The sequence below is a fragment of the Rhodococcus sp. DT1 genome (assembly GCF_049844875.1).
GTDB lineage: Bacteria > Actinomycetota > Actinomycetes > Mycobacteriales > Mycobacteriaceae > Rhodococcus.
Window position 1 is genome coordinate 78,060 of sequence record NZ_JBNCLW010000008.1, and the last position, 24,429, is coordinate 102,488.

General features: G+C 68.5%; 22 protein-coding genes. 19 read left to right on the top strand and 3 right to left on the bottom strand.

The genetic code is table 11. The annotated features are described in order from the left end of the window. Positions 1-2 precede the first annotated feature (2 nt). From ACLQ3J_RS19375 to holA, 13 genes are all read left to right on the top strand, one after another. A complete protein-coding gene (locus tag ACLQ3J_RS19375; RefSeq protein ID WP_425904179.1) occupies positions 3-1,127 on the top strand; it encodes a cystathionine gamma-lyase in 1,125 nt (374 codons plus the stop codon). Between the two features lie 82 nt (positions 1,128-1,209). Next, on the top strand, positions 1,210-2,316 hold the full coding sequence (locus ACLQ3J_RS19380; RefSeq protein WP_425904180.1) for a D-alanine--D-alanine ligase family protein: 1,107 nt from the start codon (positions 1,210-1,212) through the stop codon (positions 2,314-2,316). Positions 2,317-2,371: 55 nt separating this feature from the next. Beyond that, positions 2,372-3,652, top strand: coding sequence for a glutamate-5-semialdehyde dehydrogenase (locus ACLQ3J_RS19385; RefSeq protein ID WP_296549253.1), 1,281 nt, complete (start codon positions 2,372-2,374; stop codon positions 3,650-3,652). A 29-nt stretch (positions 3,653-3,681) separates the two neighbouring features. Beyond that, complete coding sequence (locus tag ACLQ3J_RS19390; RefSeq protein WP_169620349.1) at positions 3,682-4,578, top strand: AAA family ATPase; 897 nt, start codon at positions 3,682-3,684, stop codon at positions 4,576-4,578. Position 4,579: 1 nt separating this feature from the next. Beyond that, positions 4,580-6,025 (top strand): vWA domain-containing protein, encoded by a 1,446-nt coding sequence (locus ACLQ3J_RS19395; RefSeq protein WP_169620348.1) that lies wholly within the window; start codon positions 4,580-4,582, stop codon positions 6,023-6,025. Between the two features lie 19 nt (positions 6,026-6,044). Next, positions 6,045-6,755, top strand: coding sequence for a nicotinate-nucleotide adenylyltransferase (gene nadD, locus ACLQ3J_RS19400; protein WP_378528983.1), 711 nt, complete (start codon positions 6,045-6,047; stop codon positions 6,753-6,755). Continuing rightward, positions 6,752-7,207, top strand: coding sequence for a ribosome silencing factor (gene rsfS / locus ACLQ3J_RS19405; RefSeq protein ID WP_296549251.1), 456 nt, complete (start codon positions 6,752-6,754; stop codon positions 7,205-7,207). The genes nadD and rsfS overlap by 4 nt, the downstream gene beginning before the upstream one ends. Before the next feature lie 68 nt (positions 7,208-7,275). Further along, on the top strand, positions 7,276-7,854 hold the full coding sequence (locus ACLQ3J_RS19410; protein ID WP_240952107.1) for a histidine phosphatase family protein: 579 nt from the start codon (positions 7,276-7,278) through the stop codon (positions 7,852-7,854). Next, entirely contained in the window at positions 7,841-8,632 is a 792-nt protein-coding gene (octT, locus tag ACLQ3J_RS19415; RefSeq protein WP_169620345.1) for a diglucosylglycerate octanoyltransferase, read from the top strand. The genes ACLQ3J_RS19410 and octT overlap by 14 nt, the downstream gene beginning before the upstream one ends. 5 nt (positions 8,633-8,637) lie before the next feature. Further along, positions 8,638-9,453, top strand: a complete 816-nt coding sequence (locus tag ACLQ3J_RS19420; RefSeq protein ID WP_425904181.1) for a DegV family protein — start codon at positions 8,638-8,640, stop codon at positions 9,451-9,453. A 115-nt stretch (positions 9,454-9,568) separates the two neighbouring features. Then, the gene (locus tag ACLQ3J_RS19425) at positions 9,569-10,402 is read left to right on the top strand and encodes a helix-hairpin-helix domain-containing protein (RefSeq protein WP_425904182.1); all 834 of its coding nucleotides are present in this window, start codon (positions 9,569-9,571) and stop codon (positions 10,400-10,402) included. Next, positions 10,399-12,747: a ComEC/Rec2 family competence protein gene (locus ACLQ3J_RS19430; RefSeq protein ID WP_425904184.1), complete on the top strand. Its 2,349-nt coding sequence runs from the start codon at positions 10,399-10,401 to the stop codon at positions 12,745-12,747. Before ACLQ3J_RS19425 ends, ACLQ3J_RS19430 begins: the two co-directional genes overlap by 4 nt. Further along, complete coding sequence (gene holA, locus ACLQ3J_RS19435) at positions 12,744-13,715, top strand: DNA polymerase III subunit delta (RefSeq protein WP_425904186.1); 972 nt, start codon at positions 12,744-12,746, stop codon at positions 13,713-13,715. The genes ACLQ3J_RS19430 and holA overlap by 4 nt, the downstream gene beginning before the upstream one ends. A gap of 129 nt (positions 13,716-13,844) precedes the next feature. Here holA and rpsT read toward each other — a convergent pair whose 3' ends face one another. Then, positions 13,845-14,105: a 30S ribosomal protein S20 gene (rpsT, locus tag ACLQ3J_RS19440; protein WP_072699291.1), complete on the bottom strand. Its 261-nt coding sequence runs from the start codon at positions 14,103-14,105 to the stop codon at positions 13,845-13,847. A 190-nt stretch (positions 14,106-14,295) separates the two neighbouring features. On the opposite strand from rpsT, the gene ACLQ3J_RS19445 reads away from it, so the two are divergent. The 4 genes from ACLQ3J_RS19445 (at position 14,296) to ACLQ3J_RS19460 (ending at position 18,740) form a co-directional block, all read left to right on the top strand. Beyond that, entirely contained in the window at positions 14,296-15,939 is a 1,644-nt protein-coding gene (locus ACLQ3J_RS19445) for a circularly permuted type 2 ATP-grasp protein (protein WP_425904187.1), read from the top strand. Then, positions 15,939-16,913: an alpha-E domain-containing protein gene (locus tag ACLQ3J_RS19450; RefSeq protein WP_378610101.1), complete on the top strand. Its 975-nt coding sequence runs from the start codon at positions 15,939-15,941 to the stop codon at positions 16,911-16,913. Before ACLQ3J_RS19445 ends, ACLQ3J_RS19450 begins: the two co-directional genes overlap by 1 nt. Before the next feature lie 8 nt (positions 16,914-16,921). Beyond that, entirely contained in the window at positions 16,922-17,752 is an 831-nt protein-coding gene (locus ACLQ3J_RS19455; protein ID WP_169620400.1) for a transglutaminase family protein, read from the top strand. Positions 17,753-17,852: 100 nt separating this feature from the next. Further along, the gene (locus ACLQ3J_RS19460) at positions 17,853-18,740 is read left to right on the top strand and encodes an aquaporin (protein WP_425904189.1); all 888 of its coding nucleotides are present in this window, start codon (positions 17,853-17,855) and stop codon (positions 18,738-18,740) included. Positions 18,741-18,840: 100 nt separating this feature from the next. On the opposite strand, the gene ACLQ3J_RS19465 is transcribed toward ACLQ3J_RS19460, so the two are convergent. Further along, positions 18,841-19,431, bottom strand: a complete 591-nt coding sequence (locus ACLQ3J_RS19465) for a type II toxin-antitoxin system PemK/MazF family toxin (protein ID WP_169620337.1) — start codon at positions 19,429-19,431, stop codon at positions 18,841-18,843. 95 nt (positions 19,432-19,526) lie between these two features. Here ACLQ3J_RS19465 and lepA point away from each other — a divergent pair, with 95 nt between their 5' ends. Then, entirely contained in the window at positions 19,527-21,416 is a 1,890-nt protein-coding gene (lepA, locus tag ACLQ3J_RS19470) for a translation elongation factor 4 (RefSeq protein WP_296549240.1), read from the top strand. Between the two features lie 41 nt (positions 21,417-21,457). Further along, a complete protein-coding gene (locus tag ACLQ3J_RS19475; RefSeq protein WP_378529055.1) occupies positions 21,458-22,390 on the top strand; it encodes an NAD(P)H-dependent flavin oxidoreductase in 933 nt (310 codons plus the stop codon). A 25-nt stretch (positions 22,391-22,415) separates the two neighbouring features. On the opposite strand, the gene ACLQ3J_RS19480 is transcribed toward ACLQ3J_RS19475, so the two are convergent. Beyond that, positions 22,416-24,353 carry a glycoside hydrolase family 15 protein gene (locus ACLQ3J_RS19480; protein WP_169620335.1) on the bottom strand — a complete coding sequence of 646 codons (1,938 nt, stop codon included), beginning with the start codon at positions 24,351-24,353 and terminating at the stop codon, positions 22,416-22,418. Between the last annotated feature and the right edge of the window lie 76 nt (positions 24,354-24,429).

A 24,429-nucleotide genomic window follows, 5' to 3' on the forward strand; every position in this document is an offset into this window, starting at 1 on the left:
ACATGACCGGAGATTCCACTCGTTGTGTGAAAGCTGTTGCCGCCGAAGGCACGCCGGGTTCGCCGCTCCAGCAGGGACCGGTATTCGCCGCGCCCTATCTTCTCGGCGAGGACGAAAGCGCGGAGGTGGACACCTACGCACGCGCGTCCAACCCCGGCTGGCGTGCCCTCGAAACAGCCCTCGCGACGCTCGAAGGCGCTGTCGCCGCGCGGGTCGTCGGATCCGGAATGTCGGCGATCACCGTCGCGCTGAGAGCGTTCAGCCGTCCCGGTGCGACCGTCGTGGTGCCCGCCGACGGTTATTACCAGGTGCGTGCCTATGCGCAGGACTTCCTCGCCGGCCACGGCGTAGTGGTTCGTGAACTCTCCGTTGCCGAGTTCGGCGACGGAACGCTGCGCAGCATCCTCGCCGGTGCCGGAGACAACGCGGTGGTGCTCGCCGAAACCCCGTCGAACCCCGGCCTCGACATCGTCGATCTACGGGCCACCGCCGAGTTGTGCAGCGCGGCGGGGGCGCTGCTGCTGGTCGACAACACCACCGCCACTCCGCTCGGGCAGACCCCACTCGCTCTCGGGGCGGACATCGTCGTCGCCAGCGGTACGAAATCCCTCAGCGGGCACAGCGATCTTCTGTTCGGATACGTGGCGGTCTCGGACGCCGCGCTGCTCCCGCGGCTCGATCGCGAGCGCTTGCACTCGGGCACCGTGCTCGGGCCGTTCGAAACGTGGCTGGCCCACCGCAGTCTCGGAACGGCGGGGCTGCGGATCGAACGGCAGTGCGCGAACGCCCTCGCCGTCGCCCGGATGCTCAGCGAGCACCCCGCCGTGACCGGAGTGCGATACCCGGGACTGGACTCGGACCCCGCTCACCCGGTGGCGGCCGCGCAGATGCAGAAATTCGGGCCCTTGGTCACGTTCGTGCTGCCCAGCGCACCCGACGTCCATCGGTTCGTGAACGCTGCCGAACTCGTTCTCCCGGCGACGAGTTTCGGCGGTATCCACACCACTGCGGATCGTCGGGCTCGCTGGGGCGATCCCGTGCCGGACGGCTTCATCCGGTTGTCGTGCGGAATCGAAGACACCGCCGATCTTCTGAGCGACCTGCACGCGGCCCTCGGCTCGTTGTGACATCCCGGGCGGCGGGCCGGGCGTGCGGGCGGATCGGGACGCGGCTGGGGAGACAGCGCGGCTTACCGGTACGGTTTGTGCCGTGAGTACGCCCCGAACCCGGGTGGCCGTCGTCTTCGGCGGTCGCAGCAACGAACACTCCGTCTCCTGTCTGTCGGCGGGCAGTATTCTGAGCAACCTCGACCCCGAGCAGTACGACGTCGTCCCGATCGGGATCACGACCGACGGGTCCTGGGTGCTCGGCGACACCGACCCGGCGCGGCTCGCCAAGGCGGGGCGCGAACTGCCCGTCGTGGACGCGAACGGTTCGTCGCTGGTCCTCACCGCAGACCCCACCCGAAGCGGCGACATCGTCGCCCTCGACGCGGGGGAATTCGGCAAGGTGCTCGCGTCGGTCGACGTGGTCTTCCCGGTGCTGCACGGCCACTACGGGGAGGACGGCACCATCCAGGGACTGCTCGAACTCGCCGACGTGCCCTACGTCGGTCCCGGGGTGCTCGCGAGCGCAGCCGGAATGGACAAGGAGTTCACCAAGAAACTGCTGGCCGCGGAGGGGCTGCCGGTCGGCTTCCAGATCGTGATGCGGCCGGGTACGGCCACCCTCACCGAGGAACAGAAGCAGCAACTGGGACTTCCCGTCTTCGTCAAGCCGGCCCGCGGCGGATCGTCGATCGGCGTCAGCCGCGTCACCGACTGGGCGGCGTTCGACGCTGCCGTCGGCAGAGCCCGAGCGCACGATCCGAAGGTTATCGTCGAATCCGCCATCGTGGGACGCGAAGTCGAGTGCGGCGTCCTCGAGTTCCCCGACGGAGACGTGCGGGCCAGCGTGGTCGCGGAGATCCGCATGCCCGACACCTCCGGCGACCACGAGGCGTTCTACGACTTCGACACCAAGTACCTCGACGACGTGTGCGAGTTCGACGTACCGGCGAAGTTCGACCCCGCCGTCTCCGACGAAATCCGCGACATGGCCGTCCGCGCGTTCCGCGCCCTCGATTGCCAGGGCCTGTCGCGGGTCGACTTCTTCGTCACGGACGACGGGCCGGTGATCAACGAGATCAACACGATGCCCGGATTCACGTCGATCTCGATGTATCCGAAGATGTGGGAAGCCACCGGGATCGGGTACCGCGAACTCGTCGACACGCTCGTACGGACCGCGCTCGCACGAGGCACCGGTCTTCGCTGACCCGGACGGGCGCCGCGCTTGTCGGAGCCCCCGTATCCACGACTAGGCTGTGGGCATGACTGCCGTGACTCCCGACTCAGTGGTGACCGACGCCGGAGACACCCGTGAAGCCGTGCATGCCGCGGCCCGCCGCGCCCGCGTCGCGTCCCGACGTCTTGCGTTGCTGACCACTGCCGAGAAGGACGCCGCGCTCCACGCGGCCGCCGACGCCGTGCTCGCCGCGACCGACGCCGTGCTCGCCGCCAACGCCGAAGACATCGACGCCGCCCGCGCGGCCGGTACGGAAGAGTCTCTCCTCGACCGGCTGCGGCTCACGGCCGCACGCGTCGACGGCATCGCGTCGGGGCTGCGGCAGGTCGCCGGATTGCCGGACCCGATCGGCGAAGTCGTCCGCGGTTCGACGCTGCCCAACGGACTCGAATTGCGGCAGCTGCGGGTGCCGCTCGGGGTCGTCGGGATGGTCTACGAGGCCCGCCCCAACGTCACCGTCGACGCGTTCGGTCTTGCGCTCAAGTCGGGCAACGCGGCGTTGTTGCGCGGTTCCTCCTCGGCGGCACGTTCCAATGCCGCGCTCGTCGCCGCGCTGCGCCCCGCGCTCGAAGCACAGGGACTGCCGGCCGACGCGGTGCAACTGCTGCCCAGCGCCGACCGTTCGTCGGTCACCCATCTCATCCAGGCCCGCGGGCTCGTCGACGTGGTCATCCCGCGCGGCGGTGCCGGTCTGATCGCCGCGGTCGTCAGGGACGCCACCGTGCCGACCATCGAGACCGGTGTCGGTAACTGCCACGTATACGTCCACGCCGCCGCCGACCTCGAGATGGCCGAGAGGATCGTGGTGAACGCGAAGACCCGCCGGCCCAGCGTGTGCAACACGGCGGAGACGATCCTGGTCGACAAGGCCGTCGCCGACACCGCCGTCCCGCAGTTGCTGGAGGCACTGCAGTCGCACGGCGTGACCGTGCACGGCGACCTGCCCGGTCTGATCCCGGCCACCGAAGAGGACTGGGCGCAGGAATACCTCACGCTCGACGTTGCGCTCGCGGTGGTCGACGACCTGAATGCGGCCGTGGAGCACATCGATCGGTACGGAACCGGTCACACCGAAGCCATCGTCACGTCCGATCTCGCGGCGGCCCGGGAGTTCACCGCCCGTGTCGATGCAGCAGCCGTTATGGTCAACGCGTCGACGGCCTTCACGGACGGTGAGCAGTTCGGGTTCGGAGCCGAGATCGGAATCTCCACGCAGAAACTGCACGCCCGGGGTCCCATGGGCCTGCCGGAGCTGACCTCCACCAAATGGGTGGTGTGGGGCGCCGGCCACACCCGCCCGGCCTGAACCCGGCCGGCCCGACGAAAGGACTCAGCGTGGATCGTGCGCTGCCCATCACCCCGCCGATCTTCGCGGATGTCCAGGAAGTGATCGATCGCCTGGCGGAGACCGGTTACCTCGCGGACAAGGCCACGGCCACCGCGGTGTTCCTCGCCGACAGGCTCGACAAGCCGCTGCTCATCGAGGGGCCCGCCGGTGTCGGCAAGACCGAACTCGCGCGGGCCGTCGCCCAGACGTCCGGCGCGGAACTGGTTCGCTTGCAGTGCTACGAGGGTGTCGACGAATCCCGCGCGCTCTACGAGTGGAACCACGCGAAGCAGATTCTGCGGATCCAGTCCGCCGGCGCGAACGCCGCGGCCGGCGAATCGTGGGACGAGACCAAGGCAGACGTGTTCTCGGAAGAGTTCCTCCTCTCCCGCCCGCTGCTGACGGCCATCCGCCGCGAGGATCCGACGGTGCTGCTCATCGACGAGGTCGACAAGGCGGACGTGGAGATCGAGGGTCTGCTGCTCGAGGTGCTGAGCGACTTCGCCGTCACCGTCCCCGAACTCGGCACGATCGTCGCGACGCGTAAGCCCTTCGCCGTGCTGACCTCCAACGCCACCCGCGAACTGTCCGAAGCACTCAAGCGGCGCTGTCTGTTCCTGCATTTGGATTTCCCCGACGCCGACCTCGAACGCCGGATCCTCGCGAGCCGCGTACCGGAACTTCCGGACGCGATCGCCGAGCAACTCGTGCGCACGGTGCGGGTGCTGCGCGGCATGCAACTCAAGAAGGTGCCGTCGGTGGCCGAAACCATCGACTGGGGCCGGACGTTGCTCGCACTCGGGCTCGACACACTCGACGACGCGGCCGTGCGCACCACCCTCGGGGTCGTGCTCAAGCACCAATCCGACCAACTGCGCGCCGCAGCCGAGCTTCGGCTGAACTGACATGGCCGGCGCGTTTCAGACCGGTGCGGGGACGCCGATCGCACCACACGGTCTGCCCGGGCACCTCGTGGGATTCGTCGAGTCGCTGCGCCGCCGAGGCATCGCCGTCGGCCCGTCGGAAACGGTCGACGCGGGCCGGGTCATGACCGTGATCGACCTGCTCGACCGCGAAGCCCTGCGCGAAGGACTCGCCTGCACGGTGCTGCGCCGCACCACTCACCGGCCGACCTTCGACGCGCTCTTCGACCTATGGTTCCCACCGGCCATCGGGCACCGCACCGCCGACGCACCCGACGCCGACCTTCCGCGTACTCCCGACGGCGATATCGACCTCGACGCGCTCCGCGAACTGCTCGCCGAACTGCTCGCCGACGACTCCGCCGAAGCGCAGGCCGCCGTCGAGGCGCTCACCGCGCAGATGGTGGAGGAACTCGGGCAGTACAAGTCGTCCAACGGACCCTCCTTCTCGGCGTATCAGGCTCTGCGCGAGGTGGCTCCGGAGACGCTGCTCACCAGGATCCTCGAAGGCCTGCTCGGAAACAGCGCACCGGATGCACGCGCGGACGGCGACTACGAAACCGAGGTCGCCCGGCGGACCGCGGCGCGGAGAATCGCGGACTTCCGGGCAATGGTCGAACGGGAGACGCGGCGGCGCACCGCGGAACACCTCGGCCGCGAACGCGTCGAGAAGTACGGTGTGCCCAAGTTGGCAGAGGAAGTCGACTTCCTCCGTGCCTCCGATGCCGACATGGTCGCGCTCCGCCGCAGCGTGATGCCCCTCGCGCGTCTGCTCGCCAGCCGCCTCGCGGCCCGTCGTCGCCGGTCTCGTGCCGGCGCGATCGACCTGCGCCGCACACTGCGAAAGTCCATGTCCACCGGCGGCGTGCCGATCGACCTGATCAACCGCAAGCCACGACCGGCCCGGCCGGAACTGGTCGTGCTGTGCGACGTCTCCGGTTCGGTGTCCGGTTTCTCGCACTTCACGCTGCTCCTCGTGCACGCGCTGCGCGAACAGTTCTCCCGGGTGCGGGTGTTCGCGTTCATCGACACGACCGACGAAGTGACCCATTACTTTTCGTCGGGCGCCGACCTCGGTGACGCGATGTCGAGGATGCTGCGCGAGGCAGACCTGATCACTTACGACGGACACTCCGACTACGGCAACGCGCTGGCGACCTTCGCCGAGCGGCATGCCCACAGCCTCACCGGGCGCAGTTCGCTGCTCATCCTCGGCGACGCACGGACGAACTACCGGAATCCCAACCTCGATGTGCTCGAACATCTCGTCGGTGTCGCGCGGCACGCTCACTGGCTCAATCCCGAGCCGCGCGGCCAATGGGGCTCCGGAGATTCGGCGGCCCGCGCGTACGCGGAGGTCATCACGATGCACGAGTGCCGGTCGGCGCAACAGCTGGCCGCGGTGGTGGCGGGCCTGCTCCCGGTGTGACCCCGTAAGCTGAACCATCGTGCATCAGCCATCGGAGCGGCCCGTAGTGCCTCAGCGACGTCTGGGCGTGATGGGCGGCACCTTCGACCCGATCCACCACGGCCACCTCGTTGCCGCCAGCGAGGTCGCGGCACGCTTCGGTCTCGACGAGGTGATCTTCGTCCCCACCGGGCAGCCGTGGCAGAAATCGAAGCGGGACGTCAGCCCCGCGGAGGACCGGTACCTGATGACGGTGGTCGCGACGGCATCGAACCCGCGATTCACCGTGAGCCGGGTGGACATCGACCGGGGGACGCCCACGTACACCGTCGACACGCTGCGCGACCTCCGCGACAGGTATCCGGGTGCGGAGCTGTACTTCATCACCGGTGCGGACGCGCTCGGGTCGATCCTGTCGTGGCAGAATTGGCAGACTCTGTTCGGTCTCGCCCGCTTCGTCGGGGTCTCGCGACCCGGGTACGACCTGCACACCGAACATCTGGCGCCGCACCTCGTCGACCTACCGGACGAGGCCGTGAGCCTCATCGAGATCCCTGCCCTGGCGATCTCGTCGACCGAATGCCGGGAGCGGGTCCGGGCGAACCGGCCGGTCTGGTACCTCGTGCCGGACGGAGTGGTGCAGTACATCAGCAAACGCCGCCTCTACAGCGAGAGCACGACCGCCGACGCGAGCACCGGCACCGACGACCATTACATCGACAGCAGTACCGAGAGAAAGAGCACGCAGTGAGCGCATCGACAGAAGCAATCGAGATGGCCCGTGTCGCGGCCCTGGCGGCCGACGAGAAACTGGCAACCGATGTCGTGGTGCTCGACGTGTCGGAGCAGTTGGTGATCACCGACTGCTTCGTCATCGCGTCCGCGCCGAACGAACGCCAGGTCAACGCGATCGTGGACAACATCGAGGACAAGCTCCGCGAAGCCGGTCACAAGCCGGTCCGCCGCGAGGGAACCCGCGAAGGCCGCTGGACGCTTCTCGACTACGTCGACGTGGTGGTGCATGTCCAGCACGAGGAGGAACGCAACTTCTACGCGCTCGAGCGCCTGTGGAAGGACTGCCCGACGGTGCCCGTCGAGGGCGTCGGAGCCCCGCGTTCGGCAGTCGAGGCCGGCTCGGACGAGACGGCACCCGGTGAGACCGGTACCGCGACCGACGACGTCGATCCCACGGGCAACGCGTGAGCGAGCCGCGGGTGCGCCGGCTGATTCTGCTGCGCCACGGACAGACCGGGTACAACGCGACCCGGAGAATGCAAGGCCAACTCGACACGGAACTGTCCGACCTCGGCCGGAAACAGGCCGCTGCCGTCGCCGACGCGATGGCTGCGCTGAACCCGTTCGCGGTCGTCTCGTCGGACCTGCGGCGTGCGTACGACACCGCAGTCGCCGTCGCCGACCGCGCGGGCCTTCCCGTCGAGATCGACGCGCGGCTGCGTGAGACCCACCTCGGGCAGTGGCAAGGCCTCACCCACAGTGACGTCGACGCGATCGGTCCGGGCGCACGCAGTGCCTGGCGGGCCGACGCGACCTGGGCGCCGCCGGAGGGCGAAAGCCGCGTGGATGTCGCCCGTCGCAGCGTCCCCCTGGTGGAGGAACTGCTCGACAAGCACGAGCAGTGGGGTCACGAGCCGATCGTCCTGGTGGCGCACGGAGGGCTGATCGCGGCGCTCACCGCAGCGCTGCTGGACCTGCCCGTGGACCGCTGGCCGGTGCTCGGAGGGCTCGGCAACACCGGCTGGGTGCAGTTGAGCGGTTACGGTGACACGCCGTCCTGGCGACTCGACGTGTGGAACGCGTCGGCTGTGGTGGCACCCGATGACGTCCTCTGAGCCGGTGTCCGGCGAGGACACCGACGCAGGTGCCGCGACTCGGCGGCCGACGCTGCTGGTGCTCGCCGACTCCCTGAGCTATTACGGCCCCAAGGGCGGACTACCGGCCGACGATCCGCGCATCTGGCCGAATCTCGTCGCCGCCGAACTGGGCTGGGACGTGGAACTCGTGGCGCGTATCGGATGGACCTCCCGCGACGCGTGGTGGGCGCTGACGCAGGACCCCCGCGTCTGGGCGACCATTCCGCGTGCGGGCGCCGTGGTGCTCGGCGTGGGGGGAATGGACACACTCCCGTCGCCGCTGCCCACCGCCCTGCGGGAAGGACTGCGGTACGTGCGTCCGCCGGCGCTGCGCCGCGTCGCCCGCACCGCGTACGGGTGGCTTCAGCCCCGGCTCTCCCCGCTGGGATGGCCTGTCGCCCTGCCGCCGCGCATCAGCGTCGAATACCTCGAGATGATCCGGGAGTCGCTGGCGTACGTGCGCCCGGACCTGCCGGTCATCGGCACACTTCCGTCGGTGCACCGCAGCGAGCAGTACCGCTCGGTCCACCGCGGCCGGCGTCCCGCGGTGCACGCGATCACCGGTTGGGCATCGCGGAATGCCGTTCCGCTCGTCGACCTCGGTGAGGCGGTCCACGACGACATCCATTCCGGCGACGCGAATCCGGACGGTATCCACTGGGGCTGGGAAGCGCATCGCCGCGTCGCCGCCGCTGTCGTGGACGCTGTCCGGATGGCGCACCGGGATGCGCAACCCGCCGCGGACGGCTTACGGTAGTCGTCGTGGCTGTCGTGGTGGTGACCGATTCGTCGTGTTGTCTCGATCCGGAACTGGTGGATCGGTACGACATCCGCGTGGTGCCGTTGCACGTCATCGCGGACGGACAGGATCTTCGCGAGGGCGTCGACGCACTCCCCGACGACCTCGCGACGGTGACCACCTCGGGCCCCTCGCCAGCGGAACTGACCGAGGCGTACGCGTCGGCACTCGCCGACAGCGACGGCGACGGTGTGGTGGCAGTCCATCTCTCACGATTGCTGTCCGGAACCTGGGACGCCGCGCGCTCCGCCGCCGACGAGCTGGGCGAACGGATTCGGCTCGTCGATTCCCGCAACACGGCAATGGGTTTGGGGTTCGCGGCGCTCGACGCGGCGAAGGCTGCGCAGGCAGGCGAGCACCTCGACCAGGTGTACTACCGGGCCGAGAAGGTCGCCGCATCCGCCAGGACCCTTCTCGTCGTCGACCGTCTCGATCATCTGCGCCGCGGCGGCCGTATCGGCACCGCCACCGCGCTGCTGGGCACCGCCCTCGCGATGAAACCGGTGCTACACCTCATCGAAGGAAAACTGGTTCTGCGGGAGAAGACCCGCACCATGACCAAAGCGATGGCCAAGCTCGTGGACGGTGTCGTCGCGGAGGCCGGGCCGGGCGCACTCGTCGCGGTGCACCACCGTGACGCACCCGAGCGAGCCGGTCAGCTCGTCGAGCAACTGTCCGAGCGGCTCCCGGAGGCGGAGGTCACGGTCACCGAACTCGACGCGGTTCTCGGTGCGCACGTCGGACCGGGTGCGGTGGGCGTCGTCGTCGCGCACGCCTGACCCCGCTGAGCCGAGCACACAGGGTTTCGTCCCCAGACGCCCGGTTCATCCCCAGCCCTGATCATCCTGCCGCCGGCAGGATTCTCCGGGTCCGCCGCGGCGTTACCGTCGCGCCATGGCGAGCACTGACGGCGGCGACCTGGCGAGAAACAGGCTGGGCGCGATCGCGCGAACGGCGGGTCGCGTCGGCGCCGAGATGCACGAGGCGGACGAGGTCGCCGGCACGGCGGGAGAATACGAAGAACCGGAGCCGTATCCGTCGCGGCTGACCGAGCGGATCGGTGCCGCGAGGTGGGCAACCGGGCACCGCGGAAGCGTTGCTCTCGCCGGCGTCGCTGTGCTCGCGGTGGTCATCGCCCTCGGGGTCGTGTGGCGCGACCGGCCCGTCCCGGAGCCGGTGCCGCCGTTACCTTCGGTGGACAGTGTGGTTGCGACCGCGCCTGTCCCGCCGCCCGTGCCGGAGCCCGAGAACGTACCGGCCGAGCTTGTCGTGAGTGTGGTCGGTCTTGTCCACCGGCCCGGGCTCGTGACGACCGCGCCCGGCGCGCGGGTCGCCGACGCGCTCGACGCCGCAGGCGGTGTCGCACCGGGAGCCGACCTCGTAGGGCTCAACCTCGCGCGCCGTGTTGCGGACGGAGACCAGATCGTCGTGGGATTGTCTCCGCCGCAGCCGATCCCGCACGGTAGCGGCGTGTCGGGCGCAGCCCCCCAGAGTGGGGACGGCCCGGACGGCGACGCCGGACGGGTGCCGGGGCAGGGGAAGATCGACCTCAACGCAGCGGACGAGGCGACCCTGGATTCGCTTCCCGGCGTGGGTCCGGTGACGGCCGCGTCGATTGTCGCGTTCAGGCAGGCGAACGGACCGTTCGCCGACGTCGAGCAACTCGGAGAGGTCGACGGGATCGGCCCCGCCCGGCTCGCGCGGTTGCGCGAACTGGTCACCGTATGACCGACACTCCGCGTCTGGACGCACGGCTCGTGCCGTGCGCCGCGGCCGCGTGGGTGGCGACCGCGACCGGATTGCATCTCGGTTCGTCGGCGAGCGTTGTGCTGGTGACGGGTGCGATTTCCGTTGTCGTTCTTGTTGTGGGTGTTCGTCTCCGGGGCCCGGGCAGGTGGCGTACGCACGCGGTGGTGCCGGTCGTGCTCGCGGTCTGCGCCGTCGTCGTGGGTTTCGGTGCGGCTGCAGGGGTGCGGATGTGGTTCGCCGAAACACACCCGGTGGCGCAGGCGGCGGCGGACGGGCGATGGGTGAGCGCGACCTTCGAACCGACCGACGATCCGAAGATCGTGCGGCGCGCCACCTTCGGCGGCGAGCCGCAGGTTCGTCTGCCGGCGGTTCTGCGGCACACCACGATCGCAGGTGGCACGCAGGCGACGGGCGGCGCCGTCGTGGTGTTCGCGCCCGCGGACGGGTGGTCGGATCTGCTTCCCGGACAACGCGTTACCGCGCGTGTCCGGGTGTCGGAATTCGAGGGGGCGGGGACGAGCGTTGCCGTCCTCCGCGCCGACGGGCACCCGCGCGCCGTCGCGCCCCCGCCGGCCTGGCACACGTGGGCCGGTGGGGTGCGGGACCGACTTGCCGAAGCGTGCCGACGCGCGCTGTCGCCCGAACAGGCCGGATTGCTGCCGGGCCTCGTCGTCGGCGATACGTCGGCGCTGCCGGACGAGGTGCGTGCCGACTTCCGCGTTGCCGGACTGACCCACCTGACTGCTGTGTCCGGGGCCAATGTGAGCATCGTGCTCGGTGCGGTTCTGCTTCTCGTGCGTGCGGCGGGACTCGGTCCACGCACCGGGACGGCCTTGGCGGCGGTGGCTCTCGTCGCGTTCGTGATCGTGGTCCGGCCGTCGCCCAGCGTGGTGCGGGCGGCAGCGATGGGCGCGATCGCATTGCTCGCGCTCGTCTCGGGCCGCGAACGCCGAGCACTTCCCGCCTTGTGTGCGGCGGTCGGGGTGTTGCTTCTGGTGCTGCCCGATCTCGCCGTCGATATCGGTTTCGCGCTCTCGGTCTCGGCGACCGGGGGCCTCGTCGTGCTCGCGCCCGTCGCGGTCGAGCGGCTGTGTGCACACGGGTGGCCGCGGCCGATGGCCGAGGTCACGGCGGTGTCGACGACCGCGTTCGCGGTCACCGCTCCGATCGTCGCCGCCGCGACCGGCACCGTCAGTCTCGTCGCCGTCGCGGCGAACATCCTGGTCACTCCGGTCGTGGCGCCACTGACGGTGCTCGGATCGGGAGTCGCCGTGGCCGCGACGGTTCATCCTGCGGCCGGGGAGTTGCTCGCGCGCGGCGCTGCGCCGTTGCTGTGGTGGATGCTCGGTGTCGCAGATCGATCCTCCGCGGTGCCGTCCGCCGAGGTAGCCGTTCCGGACGGGATGGTAGGAGCCGTGACCGCCGGTGCTGTCGCAGTTCTGGCCTGGACGGCGGCGCGGAACCGGCGGGTCCGGCTCGCCACCGGTGTGGCGCTGCTGTCCGTGGCGGCGGTGTGGATACCGGTCCGGTTGCTCGAACCCGCGTGGCCGGGCGCGGGGTGGGTGTTCGTTGCCTGCGATGTGGGCCAGGGCGATGCGCTGATCGTCGCGACGGACGGGGGAGGGGCGGTGGTCGTCGACGCGGGGACCGAGCCCGGACCCGTGGACCGCTGTCTGCGCAAACTCCGGATCCGCACGGTGTCGATGCTCGTCGTGTCGCACCTGCACGCGGACCACACCGGGGGTGTGACCGGTGTCCTCCGGGGACGCGACGTGGGCGCGGTGGTGGTGGGTCCGGGCGCCGCAGCCCGTGACGGGGGTGCCGAGCTGGGTCATCTCCTCGCGCAGCACGCAGTCCCGATGCGAGAGGCCGATCCCGGCGAGGTCCTCGTCTCGGGTGCCACGACAATCCGGGTCGTCGCTCCCGCGGGACCGGGTTACGCATCGGAGAACGACCTCTCGCTCGTGCTGGTCGCCGACACCCCGGTCGGGCGGATTCTGCTGCCGGGCGACGCGGAGGAGGCGGCCCTCGACGCGCTGGTGCGCGCCGGTGTCGACGTGCGGGCCGACGTGCTCAAGGTGCCGCACCACGGCTCGCGTACCACTCCGGCCCGGTTCTTCACGGCGGTGCGTCCCCGTGTCGCGGTGATCAGCGCCGGCCGCGACAACACGTTCGGCCATCCGCATCCACAGACGGTCGACGTGCTGCGCAGGCTCGGTACCCGGGTGCTCAGCACCGACCGGCACGGCGATGTCGCGGTGGTGCGCGCGGGGTCGGGGGCCTTGGCCGTGGTGTCGGACCGCCGTGACACCATCGAGCCGTGAGCGATTCTCCTTTGCATCTGCTCCTCGGCGACGAGGAACTCCTGATCGATCGTGCAATTGCGAAGATCGTCGCCGCCGTGCGTGCCCGGAGCGGGGCCGGCACCGATCTTCCGGTGACGCGGTTGCGTGCCGGCGACGCGTCACCTCCCGAACTTGCCGAGTTGCTGAGCCCGTCGCTGTTCGCCGAGGACCGGGTCGTGATCCTCGAGTCCGCGGGCGAGGCCGGCAAGGATGCGGCAGCGCTGATCCTCGACGCCGCGGGCGCCGTGCCCGACGGCGTCACACTCGCCGTCGTTCACAACGGCGGGGGACGCGCCAAGGCGATGGTCGGTGGTCTGCGGTCGTGCGGTGCGGTGGAGCACGACTGTGCGGCGCCCGCGAAGGCCGGAGACCGCGCGGCGTGGGTACGCGCCTTCGTCCACAAGGAGTTCCAGGCGGTCGACGTACGGGTCGCATCAGCCGTCGAGCAGTTGGTCATCGAATCCGTCGGATCCGATCTGCGGGAATTGGCCGCAGCGTGCAGTCAGCTGGTGGCGGACACGGGCGGCAAGATCGACGCCGCGGCGGTGCGGCGCTACTACTCCGGCAAGGCGGAGATCACGGGTTTCGATGTCGCCGAGAAGGCTGTCACGGGCGATACGGCCGGTGCTCTCGAGGCGCTGCGGTGGGCGATGCACCGTGGGGTTGCGCATGTCCTGCTCGCCGACGCGCTCGCCGACGCGGTGCATACCATCGCGCGGGTCGGTTCGGCCGGTCGCGGCGACCCGTTCGCCCTCGCGTCCGGTCTCGGAATGCCCCCGTGGAAGGTCAAGAAGGCGCAGGCACAGGCCCGAGCCTGGGCGCCCGCCTCGATCGGCACGGCGCTCGGCGTGGTGGCCGCGCTCAACGCCGACGTCAAGGGTGCGGCCGCCGACCCCGACTACGCACTCGAGTACGCCGTACGTACCGTGGCCCAGCTCGCCGGCTGATACCGGGCGAGCCCGGTTCCGGCCGGGCCGCCACCGGTGCGGGATCCTCGGAAGACAACGAAGGCCGCTCCCCGGTGTGGGGAGCGGCCTTCGGAAGCAGAGCTCGCGTCTACTACCTCGGAACTACGTTCAGAGCGAGTTGGCGAGCTTGGCCAGTGCAGACTTCTTGTTTGCGGCCTGGTTGGGGTGGATGACACCCGCGCTGGCTGCCTTGTCGAGCTTGCGGCTGGTGGCGACGAGAAGCTCGGTGGCCTTGTCCTTGTCGCCAGCGGCCGCGGCCTCGCGGAAGGAGCGGATCGCGGTACGGAGCGCCGACTTCACCGACTGGTTCCGGAGCCGGTTGCGCTCGTTGGTGCGAATTCGCTTCACCTGGGACTTGATGTTGGCCACGCGTAGAATCCTGTCGTGTTGCTGGTAGCTGGTTGGAAAGCTCTGGATGCACTAGGCACCGACAGGCAACGATACCAAGAAGGCAGGCAAAGCCCAAACCGGCGCGAGCGTGATGTCCGCTGTGTTTCCCCGGCGAGACAGTTCGATGTCGGATTGTGCACAACCCCCTCCCATATAGAACGATTCCGGCATGAGTCGCCGTACCCCTACTGCGCCGGGCGCGTCCCCGGCCAGGCACCGCAGGAAAAACCCCGACGTTTTCGACGGTTACGCGAGAAATCCCGATCGCCTGGCGTACGACGAGATGTTCGACGCGGACGGCAAGGTCCGGGCGCCGTATCGCCGCCTGCATCAGATCCTCGAGTCGAAGGGACCCGAGGATCTCGCCGCGCGCACCGACGCGGTCGGCCGGGCGTTCACCGACCAGGGTGTGACCTTCTCGCTGTCGGGCCAGGAGCGGCCCTTTCCGCTGGACATGGTGCCGCGCCTGATCGCCGCCGCCGAGTGGAACCGGCTCGAGAAAGGCATCCGGCAGCGGGTGCGGGCGCTCGAGTTGTTCCTCGCCGACATCTACGGCGAGCAGAGCATCCTGCGGGACCGCGTCATTCCGAAGCGGCTCGTCACCTCGTGTGACCACTTCCACCGGCAGGCCGCGGGCATCGTCCCGCCGAACGGAGTGCGCATCCACGTCGCAGGAGTCGACCTGATCCGCGACGAGAAAGGGACCTTCCGGGTACTCGAGGACAACCTCCGCTCACCGTCCGGGGTGTCCTACGTCATGGAGAACCGGCGCGTCATGGCTCGCGTCGCTCCCGACCTGTTCGTCCAGCACAAGGTGCGTCCCGTCGGTGACTACGCGCTGCACCTGCTGCGAGCGCTCCGAGCCGCGGCCGCGCCGAACGCTGCCGACCCCACGGTGGTCGTTCTCACTCCGGGTCTGGCGAACGCGGCGTACTTCGAGCACTCGCTCCTGGCACGGCAGATGGGCGTCGAACTCGTCGAGGGGCGTGACCTGTTCTGCCGGGACAACATCGTCTACATGCGCACCACGGAAGGTGAGCAGCAGGTCGATGTCATCTACCGCCGCATCGACGACGATTTCCTCGATCCGCTCCAGTTCCGCCCCGATTCGGTGCTCGGGGTCGCCGGTCTGCTCAATGCGGCACGAGCAGGCAACGTGGTCATCTCGAGCGCGGTCGGCAACGGCGTCGGAGACGACAAACTCGTCTACACGTACGTACCGGACATCATCGACTACTACCTCGGTGAAAAGCCCCTCCTGCCCAACGTCGACACGCTGCGCTGCTGGCTCGACGAAGAACGGGAAGAGGTTCTCGACCGTATCGACGAACTCGTCATCAAGCCGGTGGAAGGCTCGGGCGGATACGGCATCGTGTTCGGGCCCGACGCCTCGGCCACCGAACTGAAGACCATGGCCCGCAAGATCCGGGCGAACCCCCGCGCCTGGATCGCTCAGCCGGTCGTGCAGTTGTCCACCGTCCCGACCAGGGCGGGCGACACATTGGCTCCCCGCCACGCCGACCTGCGTCCGTTCGCGGTCAACGATGGTGAGGACATCTGGATTCTTCCGGGCGGATTGACGCGTGTCGCGCTGCCCGAGGGGTCGCTGGTGGTCAACTCCAGCCAAGGCGGCGGAAGCAAGGACACCTGGGTTCTCGCCAGCCGGAGTTCGGATACCGAGAGCGAACTGGGCGGGGAGGGGTTCGTCGAGGAGCGAGCCGAGGTCAAACAACCCGACCGGGGGCCGGAACTGACCACCGAGCAGCAACAGCAACAGCAACAGCAACAGCAACACAATGAGGGGGACTGCTGATGCTCGCACGAAATGCGGAGTCGCTGTTCTGGATCGGACGTTACGTCGAGCGAGCCGACGACACGGCACGCATCATGGATGTCGCGGTCCACCAACTGCTCGAAGATTCGACGGTGGACCCCGACCGCACGTGCCGCCAGCTGTTGCGGGTGCTCGGGTTCAGCGCGCCCGAAGGTGAACTCGACGTGCAGACCGTCATCGACATCGTCGCGTTCGGGCGGGACGGCGCGGGATCGATCCTCGACACCATCTCGCACGCGCGTGAGAACGCGCGCGGTGCACGTGAAGTCACCTCCACCGAGATGTGGGAGTGCCTCAACACCACCTACAACGCCCTCGCCGAGCGGGAACGGGCGGCGAAACGACTGGGGCCCCACGAGTTCTTCCGATACGTCGAAGACCGCGGCGCGATGTTCGCGGGCCTGGCCGACAGCACGCTGTGCCGGGACGACGGGTACCGGTTCCTGTTGCTCGGCCGTTCCATCGAACGGGTCGACATGATCGTCCGGCTGCTGCTGTCCCGCGCCGGCGACCGCCCCACGTCGCCGACGTGGGCGACGGTGTTGCGTTCGGCCGGTGGATACGACACGTACCTGCGCACCTATCGTGGTGCGCTCGACGCCGGCCGCATCGTCGAATTCATGATGCTCGACAGGCTTTTCCCCCGCTCGGTGTTCTCCGCCATCCGGCAGGCGGAGCAGTGCCTCACCGAACTCGACGACCAGACCGACTACCGGTTCGGTGCGCGCAACGAAGCGCAGCGGTTGCTCGGACGTGCCCGCAGCGAACTCGAGTTCATCCGCCCCGGGGTACTTCTCGAGGAACTCGCCGAACGGCTTGTCGCGCTGCAGGAGATGTGCCGGCAGGTCGGTGAGGCGATCGCACTCCAGTACTTCCATGCGGCGCCCTGGGTGGCGTGGAGTTCCGCTCGCAACGACGGTGAAGACGACATGCTTCTGGAGGGAGAACTGTGAGCTGGCGTATGCGCGTGGTCCACAAGACCGGCTACGAGTACGCGGGGCCGGTCACGGCGTCGTACAACGAGGCGCGTCTGACGCCGCGGTCCGACAACCGTCAGACGGTGATTCTCAGCCGCGTCGAGACGACTCCCGCGACGCGGTCCTATCGGTACACGGACTACTGGGGAAGCGGCGTGACGGCGTTCGATCTCCATGCGCCGCACACCTCGCTCGAAGTGACCGGTTTGTCTGTTGTGGAAACGGATTCGCTCGATCCGCTGGAGGAACCCGCGGGGTGGGACGTGATCCGCGAACCCGACACCAGGGACCGATACGACGAATTGCTGTTGCCGAGCCGCTACGTTCCCGCGGACAAGTCGCTCGCCAAAACGGCGCGTGACCTCGCAAAGGGGCTCGATCCTGTCGACGCGGTGGTCGCGGCGGCGCAATGGGTGCACGAACAGATGGATTACGTCCCGGGAACGACCGGCGTGCACACCTCCGCAATTCAGGCCTACGAGGAGCGGCAGGGTGTTTGTCAGGATTATGCCCATTTGACCCTTTTGCTGTTGCGGGCCATGGGGATTCCCGCACAGTACGTCTCCGGGTATCTGCATCCGGTTGCGGACGCGGAGATCGGCAAGACCGTCGAAGGTCAATCCCACGCGTGGATTCAGGCCTGGACCGGCGGGTGGTGGGGATACGACCCGACCAACGCGAGATTCGTGGGCGAGCAACATGTGTCGGTGGGAATCGGCCGAGACTACGGAGATGTCCCGCCACTCAAAGGTATTTACATGGGCGGAAGCGCCGCGGCGCAGGAAGTCGTTGTGGAGGTGACGCGACTTGCGTAGTGTGCTCACGAGCGAACGACGCTGCGGCAAGACGATTCGATGGTGTCCGGTGTAGGTAGGTCCGGCGGATGTGCGGGACCACGACCTCCGAGGGGAACTCATGGAACCCGAACGCGACCCTGCCCGTGAACCGATACCCGATCCCGCGCAGAGAACCGCCGGAGAACCGGACTACGGGGTCCGTGAACCGGATCGCCCGGTTGGCAGAGCCGAACACGAAACGGCGCAGGAAGTCGCGGACCCCACGGACTATTCCGATCTCCGACGGTGCGCGGCCGAGGCCATCGGCACCTTCGTGCTGGTGTTCTCGGCGGTCGGAACCGCTGTCTTCGCGGGCGATTACGTGGGGCAACTCGGCGTCGCGCTGGCCTTCGGCCTGACGCTGCTGTTCCTCGTCTACACCATCGGCCCGATTTCGGGCTGTCACGTGAACCCGGCGGTGACACTCGGCCATCTCATCGTCGGCCAGGTCACTGCCGTACGCGCGGTGGGCTACTGGATTGCCCAGATCATCGGTGGTCTGGTGGCGGGTGTGACGATCTACGCGATCGCCTCGTCGCTCCCGTCGTACAACCGTGCGGCGGACGGTCTCGGTGCGAACGGCTGGGGCGCCCACAGTCCGTCCGCGATCCGGGGGCCGCTCGGCGGTGTCCTCGAAAACGGGTACGGGATCGGGGCCGCGATGGCCGTCGAGATACTCCTGACCGCGTTACTCGTGTTCGTGGTGCTCTCGAGCACCGACCGAATCGCCGACGTGCCGATCGCCGGAATTGCCATCGGCTTCACGCTCGCGGTGATCCACCTGATCTCGATCCCGATCGACAACACGTCGGTGAATCCCGCCCGCAGCCTTGCCGTCGCGTTCTATCAGAACGGCGCGCTGGGGCAACTCTGGTTGTTCATCGTCTTCCCGCTGATCGGCGGTGCGCTCGGCGCACTCGTCTACGCGTTCCTGTTCGGCCGACGGCAGGGACTGCGTCCCTCCTGACAAGACGACGCCTGACGAGACGACGCCTGACGAGACGACGCCCGGCGGGGTTCGGGGCCGCCGGGCGTCGTCTCGTGCCGGTATCGCCGGTTGTGGGCGGTTACTGCCAGCTGTAGTCGGACCGGAGCCGGCTCGCGACCTGCTCGAACCGCGACCGCTCGAGGATCGCGCCCTCCCGGCGGATGCCGTCCTCGGGCACGTCGATCACGCGATCGAGCCGGATCCAGCTCGGCCGGCCCTCCGGGTCCCAGCGTCCCTTACCGATCCCGACCCAGTCCGGATGTCCGTCGCGGTCGCTGTTCGACGACAGCATCAGGCCCAGCAGCGTGTGGCCGTCGCGGCCCACGACGAGGACCGGCCGGTCCTTGCCCTGGCTCGCGTCCTCCTCGTAGGCAACCCAGGTCCAGACGATCTCACCGGGATCGGCACGGCCGTCCAGATCCGGGGAGTACGCGACTCGCCGGGCGCGCTGCGCCGTGGGAGCGCTGTGCGACGCCACCGGCCGTCCCGGTACCGGACCGCGGGTAGCCGCGGCCGTGCCGCCCGCGGCCGTTCCGGCGGCCGCGTTACCGATAGCGGTCCGAGCCTTGTCCAGCGCTCCGGATTGCTGCAGTTGCTTGTACAGTTTCGGGCCCTGCTGGGCCGCGAGGCGGCCCAGTTGCATGCCTAGTTTCTTCCATGTGCCAGCCACGAGGACCGAGCTTAGCGAGCCGGTGAGCACCGGGCTCGGTGAGCCGAGCCCCGGCCGGGGTCCCGAGCACGCGCAGGCTTGGATATTCTGCTGGTGTGACCGCGGTCTGCACGACCGTTGCCATCCCGAGTCAGGAGCACGACATCAGCACCTTCGCCGACACCACCTTCACGGACCCCGGGAAGATTCGGAACTTCTGCATCATCGCGCACATCGACCACGGCAAGTCGACGCTCGCGGACCGGATGCTGCAGCTCACCGGCGTCGTCGAGGAAAGGCAGATGCGCGCGCAGTACCTCGACCGCATGGACATCGAGCGCGAACGTGGCATCACGATCAAGGCGCAGAACGTCCGGCTTCCGTGGAAGTACGACGGCGAAGAGTACGTGATGCACCTGATCGACACGCCCGGCCACGTCGACTTCACCTACGAGGTGTCGCGAGCACTCGAGGCCTGTGAGGGTGCGGTGCTGCTGGTCGACGCGGCGCAGGGCATCGAAGCGCAGACGCTCGCGAACCTGTACCTCGCGCTCGACAAGGACCTGACGATCATTCCGGTCCTCAACAAGATCGATCTGCCCGCCGCGGATCCCGATCGCTACGCCGCCGAGATCGCGAACATCATCGGATGCGAGCCGTCGGACGTTCTCCGCGTGTCGGGCAAGACGGGCGAAGGCGTCCCGGCTCTGATCGACGAGGTGATCCGGAAGGTGCCGCCTCCCGTCGGTGATGCCGACGCGCCGGCGCGCGCCATGATCTTCGACTCCGTGTACGACACCTACCGCGGTGTCGTCACGTACGTGCGCGTGGTGGACGGCAGGATCGTGCCGCGCGAGAAGGTCAAGATGATGTCCACCGGCAGCACGCACGAACTGCTCGAGGTCGGCATCGTCTCGCCCGAGCCCAAGCCCACCCAGGGCCTCGGCGTCGGCGAGGTCGGGTACCTCATCACCGGCGTGAAGGACGTGCGTCAGTCGAAGGTCGGCGACACGGTGACGCTCGCGCGCAACGGCGCCACCGAACCGCTCACGGGATACCGCGAGCCGCGGCCCATGGTGTACTCGGGTCTCTACCCCGTCGACGGCTCGGACTACCCGGACCTGCGCGACGCGCTCGACAAGTTGCAACTCAACGACGCAGCGCTGACCTACGAGCCCGAGACGTCGGTCGCGCTCGGGTTCGGTTTCCGGTGTGGCTTCCTCGGTCTGCTGCACATGGAGATCACGAGAGAACGTCTCGAGCGCGAGTTCGGCCTCGATCTCATCTCCACCGCGCCGAACGTCGTCTACCGCGTGGTGCTCGAGGGCGGTCAGGAAACCATCGTCACCAACCCGTCGTACTGGCCCGAGGGCAAGGCCAGGGCGATCTACGAGCCGATCGTCAAGTGCACGATCATCTCGCCCAGCGAATTCATCGGCTCGATCATGGAGTTGTGCCAGTCCCGCCGCGGCGAGCTCGGTGGCATGGACTACCTCTCCGAGACCCGCGTCGAGTTGCGGTACACGCTGCCGATGGCGGAGATCATCTTCGACTTCTTCGATTCCCTGAAGTCGCGCACCCGCGGCTACGCCAGCCTCGATTACGAGGAGTCCGGCGAGCAGGAATCGGCGTTGGTGAAAGTGGACATCTTGTTGCAGGGCGAAGCCGTCGATGCCTTCAGTGCGATCGTGCACAAGGACGCCGCGGCCGCGTACGGCAACAAGATGACCACCAAGCTGCGTGAGCTGATTCCGCGTCAGCAGTTCGAGGTGCCGATCCAGGCGGCGATCGGATCGAAAATCATTGCGCGCGAGAATATCCGGGCCATCCGTAAGGATGTGCTCGCGAAGTGCTACGGCGGCGACATCAGCCGTAAGCGCAAGCTGCTCGAGAAGCAGAAGGAAGGCAAGAAGCGCATGAAGACGATCGGTCGTGTCGAGGTGCCTCAGGAGGCATTCGTCGCGGCGCTCTCGTCCGACGCCGCGTCCGACAAGCCCAAGAAGTAGTTCCCGGAGTAGTTCTCGCGCGGCCCCCCGAAGGAGAACCAGTGCTCGACACCTGGCTGACCCGGACACTCGGAATCTCCGTCCCGCTCGTGGGGGCGCCGATGGGCGGGCGCGCCGGGGGTGTGCTGGCGGGAGAGGTGACCAAAGCCGGCGGCCTCGGACTCATCGGAGCGGCCCGGTACAACACCCCCGAGTGGCTCGACGCCGAAGTGCGCGTCGCCCGCGACATCGGGGACGGGCCGGTCGGGTTCGGGTTGATGACGTGGTCGCTGGCCGACGACGATTCACTGCTCGCTGCTGTTCTCGCGCACCGTCCACAGGTGGTCGCGTTGTCGTTCGGCGATCCGGCCCCGTACGTCGACCGGGTCCGCGAGGCCGGCGCGCTGGTCCTCTCGCAGATCAACACGCTCGACGATCTCCGGGTCGTCGAGGCGGCGGGCGTGGACGCCGTCGTCGCCCAGGGACACGAGGCCGGCGGGCACACGGGCAGGGTCGGCACTCTGCCGCTGCTCCAGGAGGTTCTCGAGTCCACGTCGCTGCCGGTGCTCGCCGCGGGCGGAATCGCCACCGGACGGGGACTCGCCGCGGTTCTGGCAGCCGGGGCGCAGGGCGCGTTCGTCGGGACCGCGCTGCTGGCGAGCCCGGAAACGGTCGGCCCCGAGTACGCGCGCACGAAGGTCGTCGACGCCGGGAGCGCGGATACCGTCTACACCGACATCTTCGACAAGGCCCGGCATCAACCGTGGCCGTCACGGTGGGGTGGGCGCGCGCTGACGAATGCGTTCACCGACCGCTTCCACGGCACAGTCGCCGACGAGGACGTCCTCGCCGAGGCGTACACCGGCGACGATCCCGATATCGGTGTGGTCTACGCGGGGGAGGCTGTCGGCTCGGTGCGGGAGGAGCGACCCGCGGGACAGGTCATCCGCGAGATCGCGGCGTCAGCGGAAGCGCTTCTGGCCCGTTTCCGCTGACGCGGGGCGGCGGGAACGACACCGGTCAGGTGATCGGGTGTCCCGGGCGGAATTCCCCCGTGTGGACTCTGCTCTCGGCGCGGATGACGTGCACCACCGCGTTGATCTGCGCCAGGTGCGTGAACGCCTGCGGGAAGTTGCCGAGATGTCGACCGGATTCGGGATCGATCTCCTCCGCGTACAACTTCAAGGGACTGGCGAACTCGAGCAGGCGATGGCAGAGCGCTGCGGCACGTTCGACCTCCCCGATCTCCACGAGTGCCGACACCAGCCAGAACGAGCAGATCGTGAAGGTTCCCTCTTTGCCCGAGAGTCCGTCGTCGGTGGTCTCGACGCGATAGCGCAGCACCAGTCCGTCTTCGGTCAGCTCGTCGGCCACGGCCAGTACCGTCGCGCGCACCCGGGGGTCGTCGGCGGGAAGGAAGCGCAACAACGGGATCAGCAGGGTAGAGGCGTCGAGTGACGGGTCTCCGTATCGCTGTGTGAACACGCCTCTTTCGTCGACGCCGTGCTCGAGAATGTCCGCCTTGATCTCGTCGGCGGTCGCCGCCCACCGCCGCGCGTGGCTGTCCCGGCCGTGCAGGTCGGCAAGCTTCGCGCCGCGATCGAGAGCTACCCAGCACATCACCTTCGACGACGTGAAATGCTGCGGGTCGCCGCGCACTTCCCATATGCCCCGGTCCGGTTCGCGCCAATGAGCGGCAGCTTCCTCGACCTGCTGACGCAAGATCGGCCACAGCGATTCGGGGATCTGCCGCCGAGAACGCACGTGCAGGTACACCGAGTCGAGAAGAGTTCCCCAGATATCGTGCTGGCGTTGCTGATACGCGTCGTTTCCGATCCTGACCGGCTTGGCGCCGTCGTATCCGCTGAGATGGTCGAGTGTCGACTCGGGAAGTGAGCTCTCGCCGCCCACCCCGTACATCACCTGCAATGTGCGGTCGCTCCCGTCGGCGTTCTGCGAGACGTCGAGGATGAACGAGAAGAAGTCGTCGGCTTCGCGGTCCAGCCCGAGTGTGTGCAGGCCCCACAGTGCGAACGTCGAGTCGCGAACCCAGGCGTAGCGGTAGTCCCAGTTCCGTTCTCCGCCAGGTGTTTCCGGAAGGGAAGTGGTCGGTGCCGCAAGCAGTGCGCCGGTGGGGGCGTAGGTCAGACCCTTGAGGATCACGGCGCTGCTCTGCAGATAGGTACGCCAGGGATGATCCGGGAAGCGCCCGGTGGTGATCCATTCCCGCCAGAAATCCTGCGTGCTGGTCATCTTCGCGACCGCGTCGGCGAACGTCCGCGGCGGCGTCAGTTCCGACCACGACAGTGCGACGAACACCGAGTCACCCTTGTCGAGCCGGGTACGGGCGCGCGCTTCACCACCCTCGATGCCGATCCGGAGGTTGGTGGTCAACCGCAACTGGGGTTGTTCGTCGGGTGCGCCGGCCCGCATCGCCGTCGCTTCCTCGTATACCTTTCCGGTGTACCGCCACTCGGCGCCGCACCGGTGGTAGTCGAAGGCGGGCTCGCACGACATGTCCAGTTCGACCGTGCCGTTGACGCAGCGAACGGTACGGAGCAGAACGTGCTCGGCCTGCCAGTCCGACGGGGTGCGCCGATGGGTACGGGAGCGTTCGTCGACGTCGTACCAGGGCCCCATCACCAGCGCGTCGCGCACCACCATCCAGCCCGTGTCGGTCTGCCACGTCGTCTCGAGGACGAGCCCGCCGGGCAGATAACGGCGCGCCGCCGGAACGCTGCGGTTGTGCGGTGCGAGACGGAACCGGCCGGCACTGCGGTCGAGGACCGCGCCGAACACGCTGGGGGAGTCCGGGCGCGGCAGGCACATCCATTCCACCGATCCGTCGCGCGCCATCAGGCACGTCGTCTCACAGTCGGACAGGAACGCATAATCGTCGATCGGCGGATGCGGGCTGTCGTGCAGTGCGGCGACCCGGAGGCGGTGTGACGAAGCCATCCCCCCATGATCCCGCGAAGGGAGCTGTCCGGGGCGGCATTGCCGGGCTGCGTACGGACGAGTTCCGGCAGCCACT

Bases quoted from the DNA above. Each gene is read 5' to 3' on its own strand.
- ACLQ3J_RS19450 (WP_378610101.1), top strand. From the start codon at position 15,939: ATGCTCGCACGAAATGCGGAGTCGCTGTTCTGGATCGGACGTTACGTC.
- ACLQ3J_RS19430 (WP_425904184.1), top strand. From the start codon at position 10,399: ATGACCGACACTCCGCGTCTGGACGCACGGCTCGTGCCGTGCGCCGCG.
- ACLQ3J_RS19410 (WP_240952107.1), top strand. From the start codon at position 7,276: ATGCAAGGCCAACTCGACACGGAACTGTCCGACCTCGGCCGGAAACAG.
- ACLQ3J_RS19445 (WP_425904187.1), top strand. From the start codon at position 14,296: ATGAGTCGCCGTACCCCTACTGCGCCGGGCGCGTCCCCGGCCAGGCAC.
- ACLQ3J_RS19425 (WP_425904182.1), top strand. From the start codon at position 9,569: ATGGCGAGCACTGACGGCGGCGACCTGGCGAGAAACAGGCTGGGCGCG.
- ACLQ3J_RS19385 (WP_296549253.1), top strand. From the start codon at position 2,372: ATGACTGCCGTGACTCCCGACTCAGTGGTGACCGACGCCGGAGACACC.
- ACLQ3J_RS19455 (WP_169620400.1), top strand. From the start codon at position 16,922: ATGCGCGTGGTCCACAAGACCGGCTACGAGTACGCGGGGCCGGTCACG.
- ACLQ3J_RS19480 (WP_169620335.1), bottom strand. From the start codon at position 24,353: ATGGCTTCGTCACACCGCCTCCGGGTCGCCGCACTGCACGACAGCCCG.
- octT (WP_169620345.1), top strand. From the start codon at position 7,841: ATGACGTCCTCTGAGCCGGTGTCCGGCGAGGACACCGACGCAGGTGCC.
- ACLQ3J_RS19395 (WP_169620348.1), top strand. From the start codon at position 4,580: ATGGCCGGCGCGTTTCAGACCGGTGCGGGGACGCCGATCGCACCACAC.
- ACLQ3J_RS19460 (WP_425904189.1), top strand. From the start codon at position 17,853: ATGGAACCCGAACGCGACCCTGCCCGTGAACCGATACCCGATCCCGCG.
- ACLQ3J_RS19375 (WP_425904179.1), top strand. From the start codon at position 3: ATGACCGGAGATTCCACTCGTTGTGTGAAAGCTGTTGCCGCCGAAGGC.